The sequence below is a fragment of the Stenotrophomonas sp. YAU14A_MKIMI4_1 genome (assembly GCF_003086855.1).
In the GTDB taxonomy this organism is placed as follows: domain Bacteria; phylum Pseudomonadota; class Gammaproteobacteria; order Xanthomonadales; family Xanthomonadaceae; genus Stenotrophomonas.
The window spans coordinates 3,984,653-3,999,830 of record NZ_CP025998.1 but is presented as its reverse complement, the minus strand read 5'-3'; the positions used below and the strand labels follow the sequence as shown (position 1 = coordinate 3,999,830).

The following is a 15,178-nucleotide window of genomic DNA, read 5'->3' as shown; positions in this document are numbered from 1 at the left end:
ATACAGGTGCGTCCTTCTGCCTGGAGTCTGTCATGTTGATCGCGGTGCCCCGCCTCCGGTCCCTGCGCACCCGCCTGGATGGTCTGCGCTCGGCGTTTCCTGGCGTGCTGCGCTGGCTGCAGCCGCATCGGCTCAGCGTCGCCAACAAGCTGAAAGCCACCCTGTGGGTCTGCGGCCTGGGCCTGGTGGCCATCGCTGGGGTGTATGCCTGGACCGGCCACGCCAGCGCACAGGCCGCACGCACGCAGGCCAGCTACCAGCGTGGCAGCGATCTGGCCGCAGCGCTGGCCACCCGTGTGGCCGAGGCGCGTCGCCTGCAAACACAGTATGCACGCAGTTTCGACGATGCCGACCGCAGCCAATTGCTGGTCACGCAGCAGTCGCTGCAACGCGACCTGCAGGCGCTGCGTGCGCAACCCATGGACGCTGGCCGGCGCAAGGCACTGCAGTCTCTGGCGGAGGCCGTGGACGGCTTCTCCGACGGCATCACGGCGCTGTTCGCGCGTGTTGACGAGATGGGACGGGGCGAGGCGGGTTTGGCCGCGCAGCTGCAGCAGGCTGCCGATACGCTGCAGGCGGCGGTGGCGGCGCAGCAGCGTCCCGCGCTGGAGCTGCATGTCCAGAAGATGCGCCGGCAGGAAGCGCTGCTGCTGCTCGATGGCGACTCTACCCATGCAGACCGCGCAAGCGAAGAGAAACTACCGTTCGACCTCGCCCTGGTCGGGTTGTCGGCCGATGCCCAGGAACGTCTGCGCAGCGCCATGGATGCCTATCAGGCCGCGTTGCTGGGCTATACCGCCGCGCGGGTCGGCCTGGACGTGGAAGCGCTGTCCCTGCTGGATACCGCCGCCGCCGTGGCGCCGGCAGTGGCCACGTTCCAGGAAGCACAGCGGACCGCACTGGCGCAGGTACAGTCCCGCCAGCAACGGGGCGCACGTACCATGGGCGCGTTGTTCGCCTTCACCCTCGTGCTGGTTGCGGGCGTGCTGATCACCAGTCTGGTGCTGGTCCTGCGCGCCGTACGCCGCCCGATTCAGGACACGCTGCGCTTCGCCAGCGACATCGCCGACGACCGCCTGGATACCACCCTGCGCGTGCACAACGACAGCGATGAGATCGGCCAGCTGGCACAGCGGCTGATCCACATGCAGCAGCGGCTGCGCGCACGGATCGAAGACGAGCGTGCGGTCGCGCGTGGCAATACCCGGGTGCGCCAGGCGCTGGACAGTGCACAGACCGGTTTGATGGTGATCGACGCCGAGGGCCGCGTGGCCTACGCCAACCCGGCGCTGCTGCAGCTGCTGGCGCTGCAGATCGACACCCTGGTGGGCAGTGATGCCGCGCGCCTGCATCCGGCGATGGTCCGCCTGGCCGGCGCACGCCGCCGCGAGGAGCACGAGATCGCGCATGCGGGCGTGCGCTACCAGCTGATTGCCAACGCCATTGTCGACGACGGGCACTTCCTTGGGGTGGCGGTGGAATGGCGCAGCCGTGCGCTGGAAACTCTGCTGGAAACCGAGGTGGCGGCACTGGTCGATGCCGCTGCGCACGGCGACCTGCACGGCCGCATTGCACTGGAAGGGAAGCAGGGCTTCGTACGTACCCTGTCCACCAGCATCAACCATCTTCTGGCCACCTTTGAGACCAACCTTGCCGACCTGCAGGCGCTGCTGGCGGCACTGGCGCGCGGCGACCTGAGCGTGCGCATGGAAGGCGACCTGCAAGGCGTTTTCGCACGCATGCGCGACGATGCCAATGCCACCGTTGGCCAGCTTGGGCGCATCGTCACCCGCATCCAACAGGCCACCGCGCAGCTGGATCTGGGCGTTGGCGAAATCGTGTCCGGCCACCACGATCTATCGCAACGGACTGAACAGCAGGCAGCCAACCTGGAAGAGACCGCCGCCTCCCTGCACGAGCTGACAGACACCGTTGGCCGCAACGCCGATGCCGCCGGCCGCGCCGACGCGCTGGTGCAGGGCGCGGCAGCCGTGGCGGCGCGCGGCGGCCAGGCAGTCGGTCAGGTGGTGGCAACCATGCACGGCATCAGCGCAGCCTCGCGGCGTATCGGTGACATCACCCAGTTGATCGACGGCATCGCCTTCCAGACCAACATCCTGGCACTGAACGCCGCAGTTGAAGCCGCGCGTGCTGGCGAGCAGGGCCGCAGCTTCGCAGTGGTGGCCTCGGAGGTGCGCCTGCTGGCCCAGCGCAGTGCCGAGGCGGCCAAGCAGATCAAAGCGCTGATCGAAGATTCGGTGACCCGCGTTGGCCAGGGCAATGCGCTGGCTGAGCAGGCCGGCACCACGATGGGCGATATCGTCGGCAGCGTGCAGCAGCTGGCTGAACTGCTCGCCGACATCCGCAGCGCATCGCAGGAACAGCACGCCGGCATCGCGCAGGTGAACCAGACCATCGTGCAGATGGAATCGAGTACGCAGCGCAATGCCACTCTGGTGGAAAAGGCGGGCACCTCCACGGCGCAGATGCAGGCACAGGTACAGGCCCTGGCCGAAGCGGTATCGGCGTTCCGCCTGCAGCCGCAGCGGCGCCCACGCGCGGCCGCCTGATCGCCTTCGCCGGGCAAGGCCCGGCGTTGCCGGGAAGCGCCGGGCCATGCCCGGCCAATCAACTCAGTACACGTCGCGGCGGTAGCGCCCGTTCTCCAGCAGCGTTTCCACCGCATCGTCGCCCAGCGTGGCACGCAGCACCTGGTCCACGCCTTCGGCCATGCCCTGCAGCGAGCCGCAGACGTGGATCACCGCACCGCGTGCCAGCCACGCCTGCAGTTCGCCGGTTGCGGCCTGCAGCCGGTGCTGCACGTAGCCGCCACCGTCGGCATCGCGCGAGAACGCAAGGTCCACGCGTGCCAGGTGGCCGTCAGCCTGCCACTGCGCAAGCTCATCGGCGAACAGCAGGTCATGCGCGCGCTGGCGCTCGCCGAACAGCAGCCAATGCCCGTGCTCGCCGTCGGCAGCCGCTTCGCGCAGCAGGCTGCGCAGGCCGGCAATGCCGGTGCCGTTGCCGATCAGCACCATGGGGGTTCCGGCCACGCGCTGGAAACCGGGGTTGTGGTGTACGCGCGCGGCAATGCTTTCGCCAGGCGCCGCATGCACGGCCAGCCAGCCGGAGCCCAGGCCGGGACGGCCAGCATTGTCGTGGGTCAGGCGCACGGCCAGTTCCACCACGTCATCGGCGGCACAGGAGGCGATGGAGTATTCACGGCTGGGCAGCAGCGGCAGCCCGGATAGCCACAGGCAGGCGTCCTGCACCGGCATGGCCGGCAGGCCATCGGGCAGCACGCGCTCGCTGGCCAGCTGCAGCAGGGTGCGGGTCTGTCCATCCACGCGGGTCGGCTGCAGCGGGTCCAACCCGTGCGCCTGCAGTACGGCGCGTGCGTGCGCGGCGGCGTTGCGCGGTGCGATGTGCAGGATGTCGCCAGCCTTCCAGTGCTGGTTCGCCGGCGTGGCCAGGCGGATGCGCCAGATCTGCCCGCCCATGCTGCCGGGATTCAACAGCGTGCGCTCCAGCAGCTGCCAGTCATGCAGCACGGTGGCCGGTGGCAGCACGCTGTCGTCGGTGTGGATGCCGGTCAACGCACCCAGCTGCAGCTGCCACTGGCGCAGCGACGCCACCGCGGCCGCGTCCACATCGATGCGGTCGAACAACGGCTGCGCGCCGTTGCGTGCCAGCCAGTCATCCACCTGCACGCCGAACGCGCAGTAGTGCGGGTACTGGCGATCGCCCAGCGCCAGCAGGCCATAGCGCAGACCGGAAAGATCGGCCGACTGCGCGAGCAGCTGGCGGGCCGCGCGGCGCGCGTTGTCCGGTGGCTCGCCATCGCCGAAGGTGCTGAGCACGAACAGCACCTGCGGCGTGTCCTGCAGCTGTTGCAGGCTGAGCCGCGCAAGCGGCAGCACCTGCACCGGATGCCCGGCCGCCTGCAGTTGGGCCGCTGCGCGCCACGCCAGCTGTTCGGCCAGGCCGCTCTGGCTGGCGTGTACCACCCGCCACGGCGTGCCTTCGTGGGCGACGCTGGCGCCGCTGTCGGGCAGCGACTGGCGCAACGCGCGCGCGGCGCGTTGGCTGCGGCGACGGTCCAGGTACAGCATCCAACCCGTGATGAAGAACAGGGTCATGCACAGGCTGGACAGCATGACGATCACGCGACCAGGCAGGCCGAAGAAGCTGCCCGAGTGCAGCGCGAACATGCTGGTCATGACCTTGCCGCCCGCATCCAGCTGGCCGTAAGGGCGGTGTTCCAGCACGGCGCCGGTGCCCGGGTCGATCTGCAGGCTGTCCTGGGCGCGGTCATGGCCGCCACCGCGCAGCGCCGGATCGCCGGCCATCACCCGTGCGGTGATCGGCTGGCCGGGTTTGCCGGGCAGGCGCAGGTCGATGTAACCACTGCGCACGCCGGGCAGGGCGTACAGGCTTTCCTGCACCCGCGTCAGGTCCAGCGGGCCGGGCTGCACGTGGGCACGGGGGGCACTGCGGCCGTCGCCCAGCAGGCGGGTGACACCGTCGCGGTACCAGTCGAACGACCACCACAGGCCGGTCAGCACGATGATCAGGTAGACCAGCAGCACCCAGGTGCCGACGACCGAGTGCAGGCTCCACAGGAAGCTGCGTCCGCTGCGTTTCCATTCCACGGCCAGCCAGGTGCGAGGGCGCCACCACTGCCGTGGCCAGCGCAGGTAGAGGCCTGAAAGCACGAAGAACAACAGGATGATCGCGCAGCTGCCGGTCAGCAGCTTGCCGCGCTCGCCGGCGGCCAGGTGCCGGTGCAGGTCTTCGACGAAGTCGAAGAATGCCTGGCCGCGCAGCGTGCTGAAGCGCTCACCGCTGTACGGGTCGAAGTAGACCCAGTGTTCCTTGCCGCCTTCAAAGCGCGCCACCGAGGGGCGCTGGCCGGTGGCATCCACGCGCAGACGTTGCAGGGGCCGGTCGCTGTCGGCCTGCAGCATCGGTACCAGTTCGTCCAGGCTCAGCGGCGGCTGGCCGTCGGCATGATGTTCGGCAATGCCGGCCAAGCCGGGGTTCGCAGCGCGCAGCAGCTCGTCCTCGAACGACAGCGCCGCGCCACTCAGGCCCATGATGGCCAGGATGGTGCCGGCGGTGATGCCGAGGAACCAGTGCAGCTGGAACAGGACGTTCTTGAACATCGGGAAGGGGGCCGTGGGTCTGCCGCGGCATCCCTGCGCAACAGTAAATGAGAATTAATCTCGGAATTCTCCCGGTCACGACCGGCCCTGGTCAAGGAGGGTGTTCCGGCAGGTCTGCGCCCTGCACCCGCCGAAGCAACGTCAACGTCCACGTCAAAGGCCAAAGCGGGCATTCCGTGGGATGGCGGGGTGGGTCCGGTCGAGGGGGACGCTGCAAGTACGTCCATGTAAGCTCGGTCGCCGCATCCATGCGGCTCACGCCCCCTCGACCGGACCCACCCCGCCTTCGACAGTTTTCCGCGCGCTGTTGGAACGGCACGGGGTCGGATCCCGTTGCTGCGCAACGGGCTCCGACCCCAGATCGTTCTGGATATCTGACAGATGTGTCGACCAAGGTCGACACCTACCAACAGCCGAGCGTTCGAACAGTCGCCGTTACCCACACCGCCCCGCCATCCCACGGATACCCAGCTTTTGACGTGGACGTTGCTTCGGCAGGTGCAGGGCGCAGCCCTGCAAAACCCCTACTTCACCCAGCCGGCAATCTCGCCGTGCGCGAACGGGCCCAGCTTGGCCTTGACCATGCGCCCGTCCGCATCGAACAGCACGCTGTAGGGCAGCAGGCCCTGCGCGTTGCCCAACTGCACGCTGGCATCGCGCGGGCCCGGCGTGTCCAGCACGATGGGGTAGTGCACCGGCACCCGCTGCAGGAAATCGGCCACGCCCTCGGGGGTATCCAAGGCCAGCCCCAGCACCTGCACACCGGCGCTCCCTTGTGCCTGGGCGAAGTGTTGCAGCTCGGGCATTTCTTCCACGCAGGGGCCGCACCAGCTGGCCCAGACATTCACCAGCAGCGGCCGACCGGCGAAGCGCTGGCGGATGTCCAGCGGCTGGCCCGATGGGTCGGGCAGTACCAGCGCGGGCAGGGCATCACCGGGTCGCAACGTCGGCACCGCTGCCGACGGCGCGTCGGTAGGCGCGCGCGGCGCCGTCGGTGCCGGCGTCAGCCGGTGCCCGGCCCACAGGCCCAGGCCGGCGGCCAGCACCGCTGTCCACAGCAGTGCGGGCCGCTGCCACTTCACCGCGCGGTGCGCAGCAGGGCTTCTTCCACCACTGCCTGGGTCAGCAGGGTGGGCAGCACGGTGGGCGGGGCGCCGGGGCCGTACACCACGTACAGCGGCACGCCTACGGCCTTGTGCTCTTCCAGGAAATCGGTGATCTGCGGATCGACGTTGGTGTAGTCACCGCGCATGTACACCGCATTGGTGCGGCGGAGCAGGTCCTTGAACTCCGGGCGCGACAGCACCGCACGTTCGTTGGCCTTGCAGCTCACGCACCAGTCGGCGGTCATGTTCACGAACACCACGCGGTTGTCGGCGCGCAGGCGGTCCAGCAACTGCGGCGAATACTCCACCACGTTGTCGGTGCTGGCCTGGGCGGCGCGCGCCGGCAGTGCCAGCTGGGTCACGCCCCAGACCGGCACCAGCGCGGTCAGCACCAGCAGCACGCCCAGCAGGATGCCACCGCGCTTGCTGCGCCAGCGGCTGGTTTCGAACAGCCACAGGCCGCCGGTCAGCAGCAGCAGCCCGCCCAGTGCCAGCGCCATGCCATCCACGCCGCGCTGCTTGCCCAGCACCCACAGCAGCCACAGCGCGGCGGCGTACATCGGGAAAGCCAGCACGTGCTTCAGGGTTTCCATCCACGGGCCGGGCTTGGGCAGGCGGCGGGCCAGCGCCGGCACGAAGCCGATCAGCAGGAACGGCAGGGCCAGGCCCAGGCCCAGGAACAGGAACACCAGCATGGCCGCCACCGGCGGTGCCACGAAGGCGTAGGCCACGGCCGGGCCGAAGAACGGACCCACGCAGGCACTGCCGACCACGCAGGCCAGCACGCCGGTGAAGAAGTCACCGGCCGGGCCGCTGCGGCTGGCCAGCGACTGGCCGAAGTTGCCCACGCCACCGCCCATGGTGAACACCCCGGACAGGCTCAGGCCGACGGCGAACATCACGTAGGCCAGTGCAGCCACCACGGCCGGGTGCTGCAGCTGGAAGCCGATGCCCACCGCGTTGCCCAGCATGCGCAGGCCCACCATCGAGGCGCCGATCACCGCGAAGGCCACCAGCACGCCCAGCGTGTACCACATGGCATGGCTGCGGGCGCGCTCGGCGCTTTCACCGCTCTGCGCCAGGCTCAGCACCTTCAGCGACAGGATCGGCAGCACGCACGGCATCAGGTTCAGTACCAGGCCGCCGCCCAGCGCCAGCAGCAGCACCCACAACAGCGAACTGTCGGTCTTCGGCACGGTGCCTGGCGGCTTGGTGCGCAGCGCGTTGTCCGGGCGCGCATCGGCGGCGAAAGCAGTCGCGCCGGGCGCAATGTCTGCAGCGTTCGGCGCCGGATCGTTCGGCACGGTCGGCAGCAGGCGGCGCAGCGCGCCGTCGCCGCCTTCGCGTGCGGCATCGGCCGCAGAGCCGGGCAGCGGCTGGATCACTTCGCTGCGTGCAGCGGTGGCCGACGCACTGGCGTTGACCTTGCCGGCAGGAATGGCCAGCTTCACCCGGCGGGTCATCGGCGGGTAGCAGATGCCGTCGGTCTGGCAGCCCTGGAAGGTGACCACCAGGGTGCCGTCCACCGCATCGGCGCGGCTGCGGCGCAGCGGCAGCGGCACTTCCACCTGGTTGAAGTACACCGAGACATCGCCGAAGTGCTCATCGCGGTGCGACTGCGCCTTCGGCCAGCGCGGGGTGTCGGCCAGCACGCCACTGCTGCCTTCCAGCTTCAGCGAGGTGCGGTCGCGGTACAGGTAGTAGCCCGGCGCCGGGCTGAAGCGCAGCAGCAGGGTGTTGCCGTCGCTGGCGATGGCATCGAAGGCGAACGCCTGTTCCGACGGCAGCGGCAGGGCCTGGGCCGTGCTGGCGCCGGGCAGCTGCAGGCCGCGCGCGGTGCCGGCCCCGGCCAGCGGGTTGTTGAAGGCAGGCGTGGTGCCGCTGCGCGCGGCCGGCGCTGCCGCCGCATCGCCACCGGGCAGGGTGACCTGCACCACGCGCTTCTGCGGCGGGTAGCACACGCCGGCGTCGGCGCAGCCCTGGTAGCGCACTTCCAGGCTGATCGTGCCGGCGGCATCGGTGGGCGCGCCGGGCAGGGTCGCGACCAGGCGCTGGCGGTAGGTTTCCACCTCACCGAAGAAATCGTCGTGGTGCTTGTCACCGGCCGGCATCTGCAGCGCGCCGGCATTGAAGGCGGTGTCGGCCTTCACGCTGGTGCGGTGGCGGTACAGGTAGTAGCCGGGGGCGATCTTGAACTGCAGTTGGATCTGCCCCCGTTCGGGCGCGGTGGCGGTCAGCGCGAACGCCTGGTCCACCGGCAGCAGGTCCTTCTCGTCCAGGGCGAAGGCCGGCAGGGAAAGCCACAACAGGGCGCACAGGGCGGCGCCACGCGCAAACAGAGTCTTCAAACGGTGTCCTCCCGGGTCTGCGCCCGGATCCAGTCCAGATACGCCGGCAGGCCGGCCCGGCTTTCGACCGCGATGCACTCCGGGAGTTCATACGGATGCAGGGCGACGATCCGGGCGATGGCGGCATCGACCCGGCTGGCCGTGGTCTTCACCAGCAGCTGCAGTTCGGTATCGGTGGTCACCTGGCCTTGCCAGCGGTAGGTCGAACGCGCGCCGTCCAGGCGGGTCACGCAGGCGGCCAGCTGTTCGCCCACCAGTGCGTGGGCGATGCGTTCGGCACTGTCCGCGTCGGGACAGGTGGTGAACAGCAGCAGGACGGGATCGGCGATCGACATGACCGCCGAGTATAGGGCCCCTGTCCGGCCGGGTCAGGGCCGGACAGGGGATTTGCAACTTTCTTCAACGCAGATCAGTTGGCCAGCTGGCAGGTGGCCGGCTTGGCCGAGGTGAACAGGGCCGGGGTGGCCCACTCGGGGTGGTCGATGAACGGGTTGCGGTTGCCCTGGAAGCTGTAGATCACGTCGTTGCGGGCGCGCTCGGCGTCGCTCGGCGGATCGGCCAGGTGCCAGTCGATCAGGGTGGACAGCAGGCCCATGTAGGCCGGCGAGCTGCTGGTCTTGACGATCTTGCTGCGGTCGTCGGTCAGTTCCAGGTCCGGTTCGGACTGGCCGGTGGCCGCATCCTTGCCGCCCTCATAGCGGATCGCCATGTACATCACCGCACGCGCCATGTCGCCCTTGCGCTGGCCCCAGACCTCGAAGGTGCCGGTGTTGCCGTCCGGGGTGCGCACCCAGTTGGAATTGCCCGGGTAACCGCCGCTGCCGCCGCCCTGGCCGTTGTTGGCCTCGGTGGCGCGTTCGCCGCAGTTGCTGTCGCACTTGCCGAAGGGCTTGTTGCCGCGGTCGGCATTCCACTGCGCGTCGGTCAGGTACAGCATGTGGGTATCGGTGTACGGGGCGTACGGCAGGCCCTTGTCGCCGGTGGTGCTGGCAAAGCCCAGCGAATTCGGCCAGGTGTGCTCGCGGTTGTACTTCAGGCCGCTGCCACTGCCGGCACGGTCGGTCACCTTGGTGTAGCTGCGGTTGCGGTAGGCATCGAGGATCTTGCCGCTGTTGTTCGGGTCTTCGTCGGCAATTTCCAGGATGGTCCAGGTGCTGGTGCCCGAGCCGCTGTACGGGTAGGCGGTGTGGCCCTTGATGGTTTCATGCAGCGAGCAGCGCAGCTGGCTGGGGCTGCTGGTGTTCACCTTGGAGTAGTAGCCCTCCGGGGTGCCGGGGTTGCCGGGGTTGCCCGGGTCCGGGTTGCCGGTGGTGCTGGCCACGGTGAAGGCGATGCGGCTGTCGGCGGCCGGGTGTGCGCCCTGGCTGTCGGTGATCCGTGCGGCGCGGATGTCGAAGCGGCAGGCTTCGCCGGCCACCAGGGCGGTGTTGGTGGACAGCTTCACGGTGCGGCCGCTGGTCGGCCAGGTCAGCGGCACGCTGCCCGAACTGCCGCAGCTCAGGCTGAAGGCGCCACTGGCCAGGGTCACGGTCTCGCTGAACACCACTTCCAGATCGGCCGCGGCCGGGAAGGTGCTGCTGCCCTGCGCCGGGGTGGTGGTGCTGACCGACGGCGGGGTGTTCGGGCCCGGGGTGCCGCCACCGCCGGTGAAGGTCTGGCTGGTGTTGCAGCGGCCGAAGGTCTGGCCGGCCGATTCGGCCCAGGTGAAGTGCGCGTACTGGCTGCCGCTGCCGGTCAGCTGCAGCGAGGTGCCCGGCGCGGTGCTGTTGGTTTCGGCCACCGGAATGTTCTGGCTGGTCATGCCGGCCGCCGGGCCACCGGCCGCGGTGATCGCGCCCTCGTAGCTCAGGAACTGCACGACCTTGCCGCTGGCGTCGACCAGGGCGATGCCGTCGTTCGGCCCGTTCTGCAGGCCATTGGTCGGGTAGGTGACCACCGCGATGGTGGCGCTGCCGCAGCTGGCCGCGGTGCCGGCCGGCACCGGGTTGTTGGCGTAGACCGCCGCAGCCGACGGGTTGCTGCCGTTGTACAGGTACAGTCGGTAGCCGGACAGGTCCTCACCGGCGGTGGCGACCACTTCAATGGCCTCGCCCACGTCGCCGGCAGCGGTGCTGTCGTCGTAGTGCAGTTCGTTGATGAAGACCTCGGCCTGGGCCGGCGCGGCGGCCAGCGCCAGCAGGCAGGCGGCGGCGAGCGGGGACAGCAATCGCATCGACTACTCCTTGTGATTGGGAATGCCGGGCGAGACTAAGGCCGATCACGTGACACTTTGTCGTAACTGAACGCCAGATATCTGACACTGCGACGCCCGTCACCAAAAAACTCGGAACTTCGCCGGATCCGCGCCGCAGCGCACCGTCGAAAAATTTTGCCGCGATGGCCTTGAAAGGCCCCCGGCGGGCTCCATCTCTGTCCTGCTCCCGACCTGTCGGGCTTTTTCACGCGCAATGCTGGCAGTCACCCTGGGTGAGTGCTAACATCGCCAGACTTTTTCAGACCAATCAATAACTTAAGAGGTCTCTCATGAGCATCAAGCCGCTGCACGACCGCGTTGTGGTCAAGCCGATCGAAGCCGACGAAATCTCCGCCGGTGGCATCGTCATTCCGGATTCGGCCAAGGAAAAGTCCACCAAGGGTGAAGTCGTGGCCGTCGGCCCGGGCAAGCCGCTGGACAACGGCAGCGTGCGCGCGCCGTCGCTGAAGGTCGGCGACAAGGTCATCTACGGCCAGTACGCCGGCAGCTCGTACAAGAGCGAAGGCGTCGAGTACAAGGTCCTGCGCGAAGACGACGTGCTCGCCGTCATCGGCTGAGCCCCGCCGCGACCTGCTGCATCCCCTGATTCCAAACACCCAGCCGCCGGGCATGGCCCGGCGCTACCAATGAGGTAACTGCAATGGCTGCCAAGGATATTCGTTTCGGTGAAGACGCCCGTTCGCGCATGGTGCGCGGCGTCAACGTTCTCGCCAATGCCGTCAAGGCCACCCTGGGCCCGAAGGGCCGCAACGTCGTGCTGGAAAAGAGCTTCGGCGCCCCGACCATCACCAAGGACGGCGTCTCCGTCGCCAAGGAAATCGAACTGGCTGACAAGTTCGAGAACATGGGCGCGCAGATGGTGAAGGAAGTCGCTTCGCGCACCAACGACGACGCCGGCGACGGCACCACCACCGCCACCGTGCTGGCCCAGGCCCTGATCCGCGAAGGCGCCAAGGCTGTTGCCGCCGGCATGAACCCGATGGACCTGAAGCGCGGTATCGACAAGGCCGTCGTGGCCGCCGTTGCCGAGCTGAAGAACATCTCCAAGCCGACCGCTGACGACAAGGCCATCGCCCAGGTCGGCACCATCTCGGCCAACTCGGACGAGTCGATCGGCCAGATCATCGCTGATGCGATGAAGGAAGTCGGCAAGGAAGGCGTGATCACCGTTGAAGAAGGCTCGGGCCTGGACAACGAGCTGGACGTGGTCAAGGGCATGCAGTTCGACCGCGGCTACCTGTCCCCGTACTTCATCAACAACCAGCAGTCGCAGACCGCTGACCTGGATGACCCGTTCATCCTGCTGCACGACAAGAAGATCTCCAACGTCCGTGACCTGCTGCCGGTGCTGGAAGGCGTCGCCAAGGCCGGCAAGCCGCTGCTGATCGTGGCCGAAGAAGTCGAAGGCGAAGCGCTGGCCACCCTGGTGGTCAACACCATCCGTGGCATCGTCAAGGTCGTGGCCGTGAAGGCTCCGGGCTTCGGCGACCGTCGCAAGGCGATGCTGGAAGACATGGCCGTGCTGACCGGCGGCACCGTGATTTCCGAAGAAGTGGGCCTGTCGCTGGAAAAGGCCACCATCAAGGACCTGGGCCGCGCCAAGAAGGTGCAGGTTTCCAAGGAAAACACCACCATCATCGACGGCGTGGGCGACAAGGCCAACGTTGATGCACGCGTGGGCCAGATCAAGACCCAGATCCAGGACACCTCCTCCGATTACGATCGCGAGAAGCTGCAGGAACGCGTGGCCAAGCTGGCCGGCGGCGTTGCCGTGATCAAGGTCGGTGCCTCGACCGAAATCGAAATGAAGGAAAAGAAGGATCGCGTCGACGACGCCCTGCACGCTACCCGTGCAGCCGTTGAAGAAGGCGTGGTTCCGGGCGGCGGCGTGGCCCTGGTCCGTGCGGTCACCGCGCTGGCTGGCCTGAAGGGTGCCAACGAAGACCAGAACCACGGCATCCAGATCGCCCTGCGCGCGATGGAAGCCCCGCTGCGCGAAATCGTCTCCAACGCCGGTGAAGAGCCGTCGGTCATCATCAACAAGGTCAAGGAAGGCAGCGGCAGCTTCGGCTACAACGCCGCCACCGGTGAGTTCGGCGACATGCTGCAGTTCGGCATCCTGGACCCGACCAAGGTGACCCGTTCGGCGCTGCAGAACGCTGCTTCGATCGCTGGCCTGATGATCACCACCGAAGCCATGGTTGCCGAAGCTCCGAAGAAGGACGAGCCGGCCATGGGCGGCGCCGGTGGCATGGGCGGCATGGGTGGCATGGGCGGCATGGACTTCTAAGTCCACGTCTTCCCGATGCAATGAAAAACCCCGCCGCAAGGCGGGGTTTTTTTGTGGGTCCACGGCCTGCGTGGATGCGCGCACGCAAGCAGGTTCGCGCCGGCCGGTTTCATGCTGCACGCTGCCTTGCCGCCGCAACCTGCCGGCACTAGCCTCCGCGCATGCCTACTTCGTTCCTCGTCGTCGACGACTTTCTTTCCCCGTCCGATGCGCAGGGCCTGCGCCGTGCCGGCCTGGGCCTGGACTACCCCGAGCAGGATGGCGCGTTCCCGGGCCGCAATTCGCTGCAGCGCCTGGAAATGCAGGGGCTGGCCGGTGCCGCCTCGCGCCTGCTGAACGAGCCGCTGCGGCCGGTACAGCCGCTGCAGTCGCATGGGAAATTCCGCCTGACCCTGGCCAACGACGTGGGTCGGGCGCGGGTGCATACCGACCATTCGCACTGGTCGGGCATCCTCTATCTCAGCGCGCCCGAACATTGCCAGGGCGGCACCGAGTTTTTCCGCCACCGCCGCACCAACACCGACCGCCTGGCACTGAACCCGGCCGAGCTGGCCGCACTGGGCTACGCCGATGGCGCGGCCATGCACCGCGACATCATCGAGCGCGACAGCAACGATGAAAGCGCCTGGGAACCGACCATGACCATTCCCATGCGTTTCAACCGCCTGGTGCTGCTGCGCCCGTGGTTCTGGCACACCGCCGGGCCTGCCTTCGGCGACTGCGCGGAGAACGGGCGCCTGGTCTACCTGATGTTCTTCGAACAGGCCGGTTGAGGCCACGCTCATCCGGCGTGGCGCCGATCTACTTCACGAACGCCTTCGACGCACCGTATTCCCACTGCCAGGGCACGCCGGTGTCGCCCAGTACGAATGCCACCAATGCAGGGAAGGTGGCTTCGGCTCGTACATCGTTGCCCAGGATCACCACGCAGCGCTGGCGCTGTTCGAGGCAGACCAGCGTATTGCCGACGGCATCATCGTGGCCGCCCTTGTAGAAGCCCGGCCCCTGCGGGCCCCGGAAGGTCACCACGCCCAGGCCGGCCGCCAGATCGCTGCGCTGCTGCGCTGCGGGCAGCTCCGGCTGCAGCGTTGGGAACTGGCTGGCGGTGGTGATCGGCAGCTGCGGGCGCACCAGCTCCCTGCGCATCGCCGTCGACAGACCCTCGCCGCGCACGTAGCCGGCGGCGAAATGGGCCATGTCGTTGATGGTGGTGTCCATCGACCCGGCCGCACGCACGCGGCTGCGCTCATCGTGCGGCTCGGCGCTGCCCTGCTGGGTCCAGCCATCGGCCAGATTGCCGGCAAAATCATTGCGCCACATCATGCTGGTGCGTGGCATGCCGAAGCGATCGAACACGCGCTGCTGCATCAGCGTGCCCACGTCCAGGCCCGGGCGCCCGCGCTCGAGCACGAACTGCAGCAGGATCAATCCCTCGCCGGAATAGCCATAGCGGCTGCCGGGATCGAAGTGGAACTTCAAGCGGCCGTCAGGTTCAAGGAAAGCGAAGTTGGCAAATCCGCTGGCATGGTTCAGCAGCAGACGCGGTGTCAGCTGGCGCCAGCGCGGGTCGTCGGCCAATACGGTGTAGTCGGCGTACTTCCGTGGTTCGGCAGGGTAGTCCGGCAGCGGCTTGTCCAATGCCGTGGCAATGCTGGCATCCAGATCGATCACCTTCTGTTGCGCCAACTGAGCCACCAGATGGCCGAAGGCCATCTTGGTCAGCGATGCCGCATACATCACGGTGTCGGTGCGCAGCGGCTCTCCGGCGGCGTTGCGTTCGCCATAGGCGGCCACGTGCACCACCTTGCCGCCATCAATGACGGCCACGGCCATGCCGCGTGCATGCGCGGCCCGCATCAGGCGCTGGGCTTCGGCGTCGATGCGCTCCGGCGTTGGAACCGGCAGAGCGGGCGCAGCCAGTCCGGCCAGTGGCAGCAGCGTCAGCAACAGCAGGAAAACACGGCACATGCGCGGAACTCCTGATGGGACCGGGCGATCCTACCCCCGCCCGGTGC

10 protein-coding genes are annotated in these 15,178 nt (G+C 68.1%); 4 read left to right on the top strand and 6 right to left on the bottom strand.

What is annotated here, in order from left to right; translation table 11 throughout:
* Positions 1-32 precede the first annotated feature (32 nt).
* Positions 33-2,570 (top strand): methyl-accepting chemotaxis protein, encoded by a 2,538-nt coding sequence (locus C1931_RS18040; protein ID WP_108757312.1) that lies wholly within the window; start codon positions 33-35, stop codon positions 2,568-2,570.
* Between the two features lie 63 nt (positions 2,571-2,633).
* On the opposite strand, the gene C1931_RS18035 is transcribed toward C1931_RS18040, so the two are convergent.
* The 5 genes from C1931_RS18035 to C1931_RS18015 form a co-directional block, all read right to left on the bottom strand.
* Positions 2,634-5,165 (bottom strand): sulfite reductase flavoprotein subunit alpha, encoded by a 2,532-nt coding sequence (locus tag C1931_RS18035; RefSeq protein ID WP_108757311.1) that lies wholly within the window; start codon positions 5,163-5,165, stop codon positions 2,634-2,636.
* Positions 5,166-5,689: 524 nt separating this feature from the next.
* On the bottom strand, positions 5,690-6,247 hold the full coding sequence (locus tag C1931_RS18030) for a TlpA disulfide reductase family protein (protein ID WP_108757310.1): 558 nt from the start codon (positions 6,245-6,247) through the stop codon (positions 5,690-5,692).
* Positions 6,244-8,619 carry a protein-disulfide reductase DsbD domain-containing protein gene (locus C1931_RS18025; RefSeq protein WP_108757309.1) on the bottom strand — a complete coding sequence of 792 codons (2,376 nt, stop codon included), beginning with the start codon at positions 8,617-8,619 and terminating at the stop codon, positions 6,244-6,246. Before C1931_RS18025 ends, C1931_RS18030 begins: the two co-directional genes overlap by 4 nt.
* Complete coding sequence (gene cutA, locus C1931_RS18020) at positions 8,616-8,954, bottom strand: divalent-cation tolerance protein CutA (protein ID WP_108754311.1); 339 nt, start codon at positions 8,952-8,954, stop codon at positions 8,616-8,618. Before cutA ends, C1931_RS18025 begins: the two co-directional genes overlap by 4 nt.
* A 74-nt stretch (positions 8,955-9,028) precedes the next feature.
* Positions 9,029-10,831: an endonuclease gene (locus tag C1931_RS18015; RefSeq protein ID WP_108757308.1), complete on the bottom strand. Its 1,803-nt coding sequence runs from the start codon at positions 10,829-10,831 to the stop codon at positions 9,029-9,031.
* A gap of 311 nt (positions 10,832-11,142) precedes the next feature.
* Between C1931_RS18015 and C1931_RS18010 the strand changes: the two genes are divergently transcribed.
* From C1931_RS18010 to C1931_RS18000, 3 genes are all read left to right on the top strand, one after another.
* Positions 11,143-11,430: a co-chaperone GroES gene (locus C1931_RS18010; protein ID WP_006396661.1), complete on the top strand. Its 288-nt coding sequence runs from the start codon at positions 11,143-11,145 to the stop codon at positions 11,428-11,430.
* Positions 11,431-11,513: 83 nt separating this feature from the next.
* Positions 11,514-13,163: a chaperonin GroEL gene (gene groL / locus C1931_RS18005; protein WP_108750286.1), complete on the top strand. Its 1,650-nt coding sequence runs from the start codon at positions 11,514-11,516 to the stop codon at positions 13,161-13,163.
* Between the two features lie 161 nt (positions 13,164-13,324).
* Positions 13,325-13,936, top strand: coding sequence for a DUF6445 family protein (locus tag C1931_RS18000; RefSeq protein ID WP_108757307.1), 612 nt, complete (start codon positions 13,325-13,327; stop codon positions 13,934-13,936).
* Positions 13,937-13,964: 28 nt separating this feature from the next.
* On the opposite strand, the gene C1931_RS17995 is transcribed toward C1931_RS18000, so the two are convergent.
* Positions 13,965-15,131, bottom strand: a complete 1,167-nt coding sequence (locus C1931_RS17995) for a serine hydrolase domain-containing protein (RefSeq protein WP_108757306.1) — start codon at positions 15,129-15,131, stop codon at positions 13,965-13,967.
* Between the last annotated feature and the right edge of the window lie 47 nt (positions 15,132-15,178).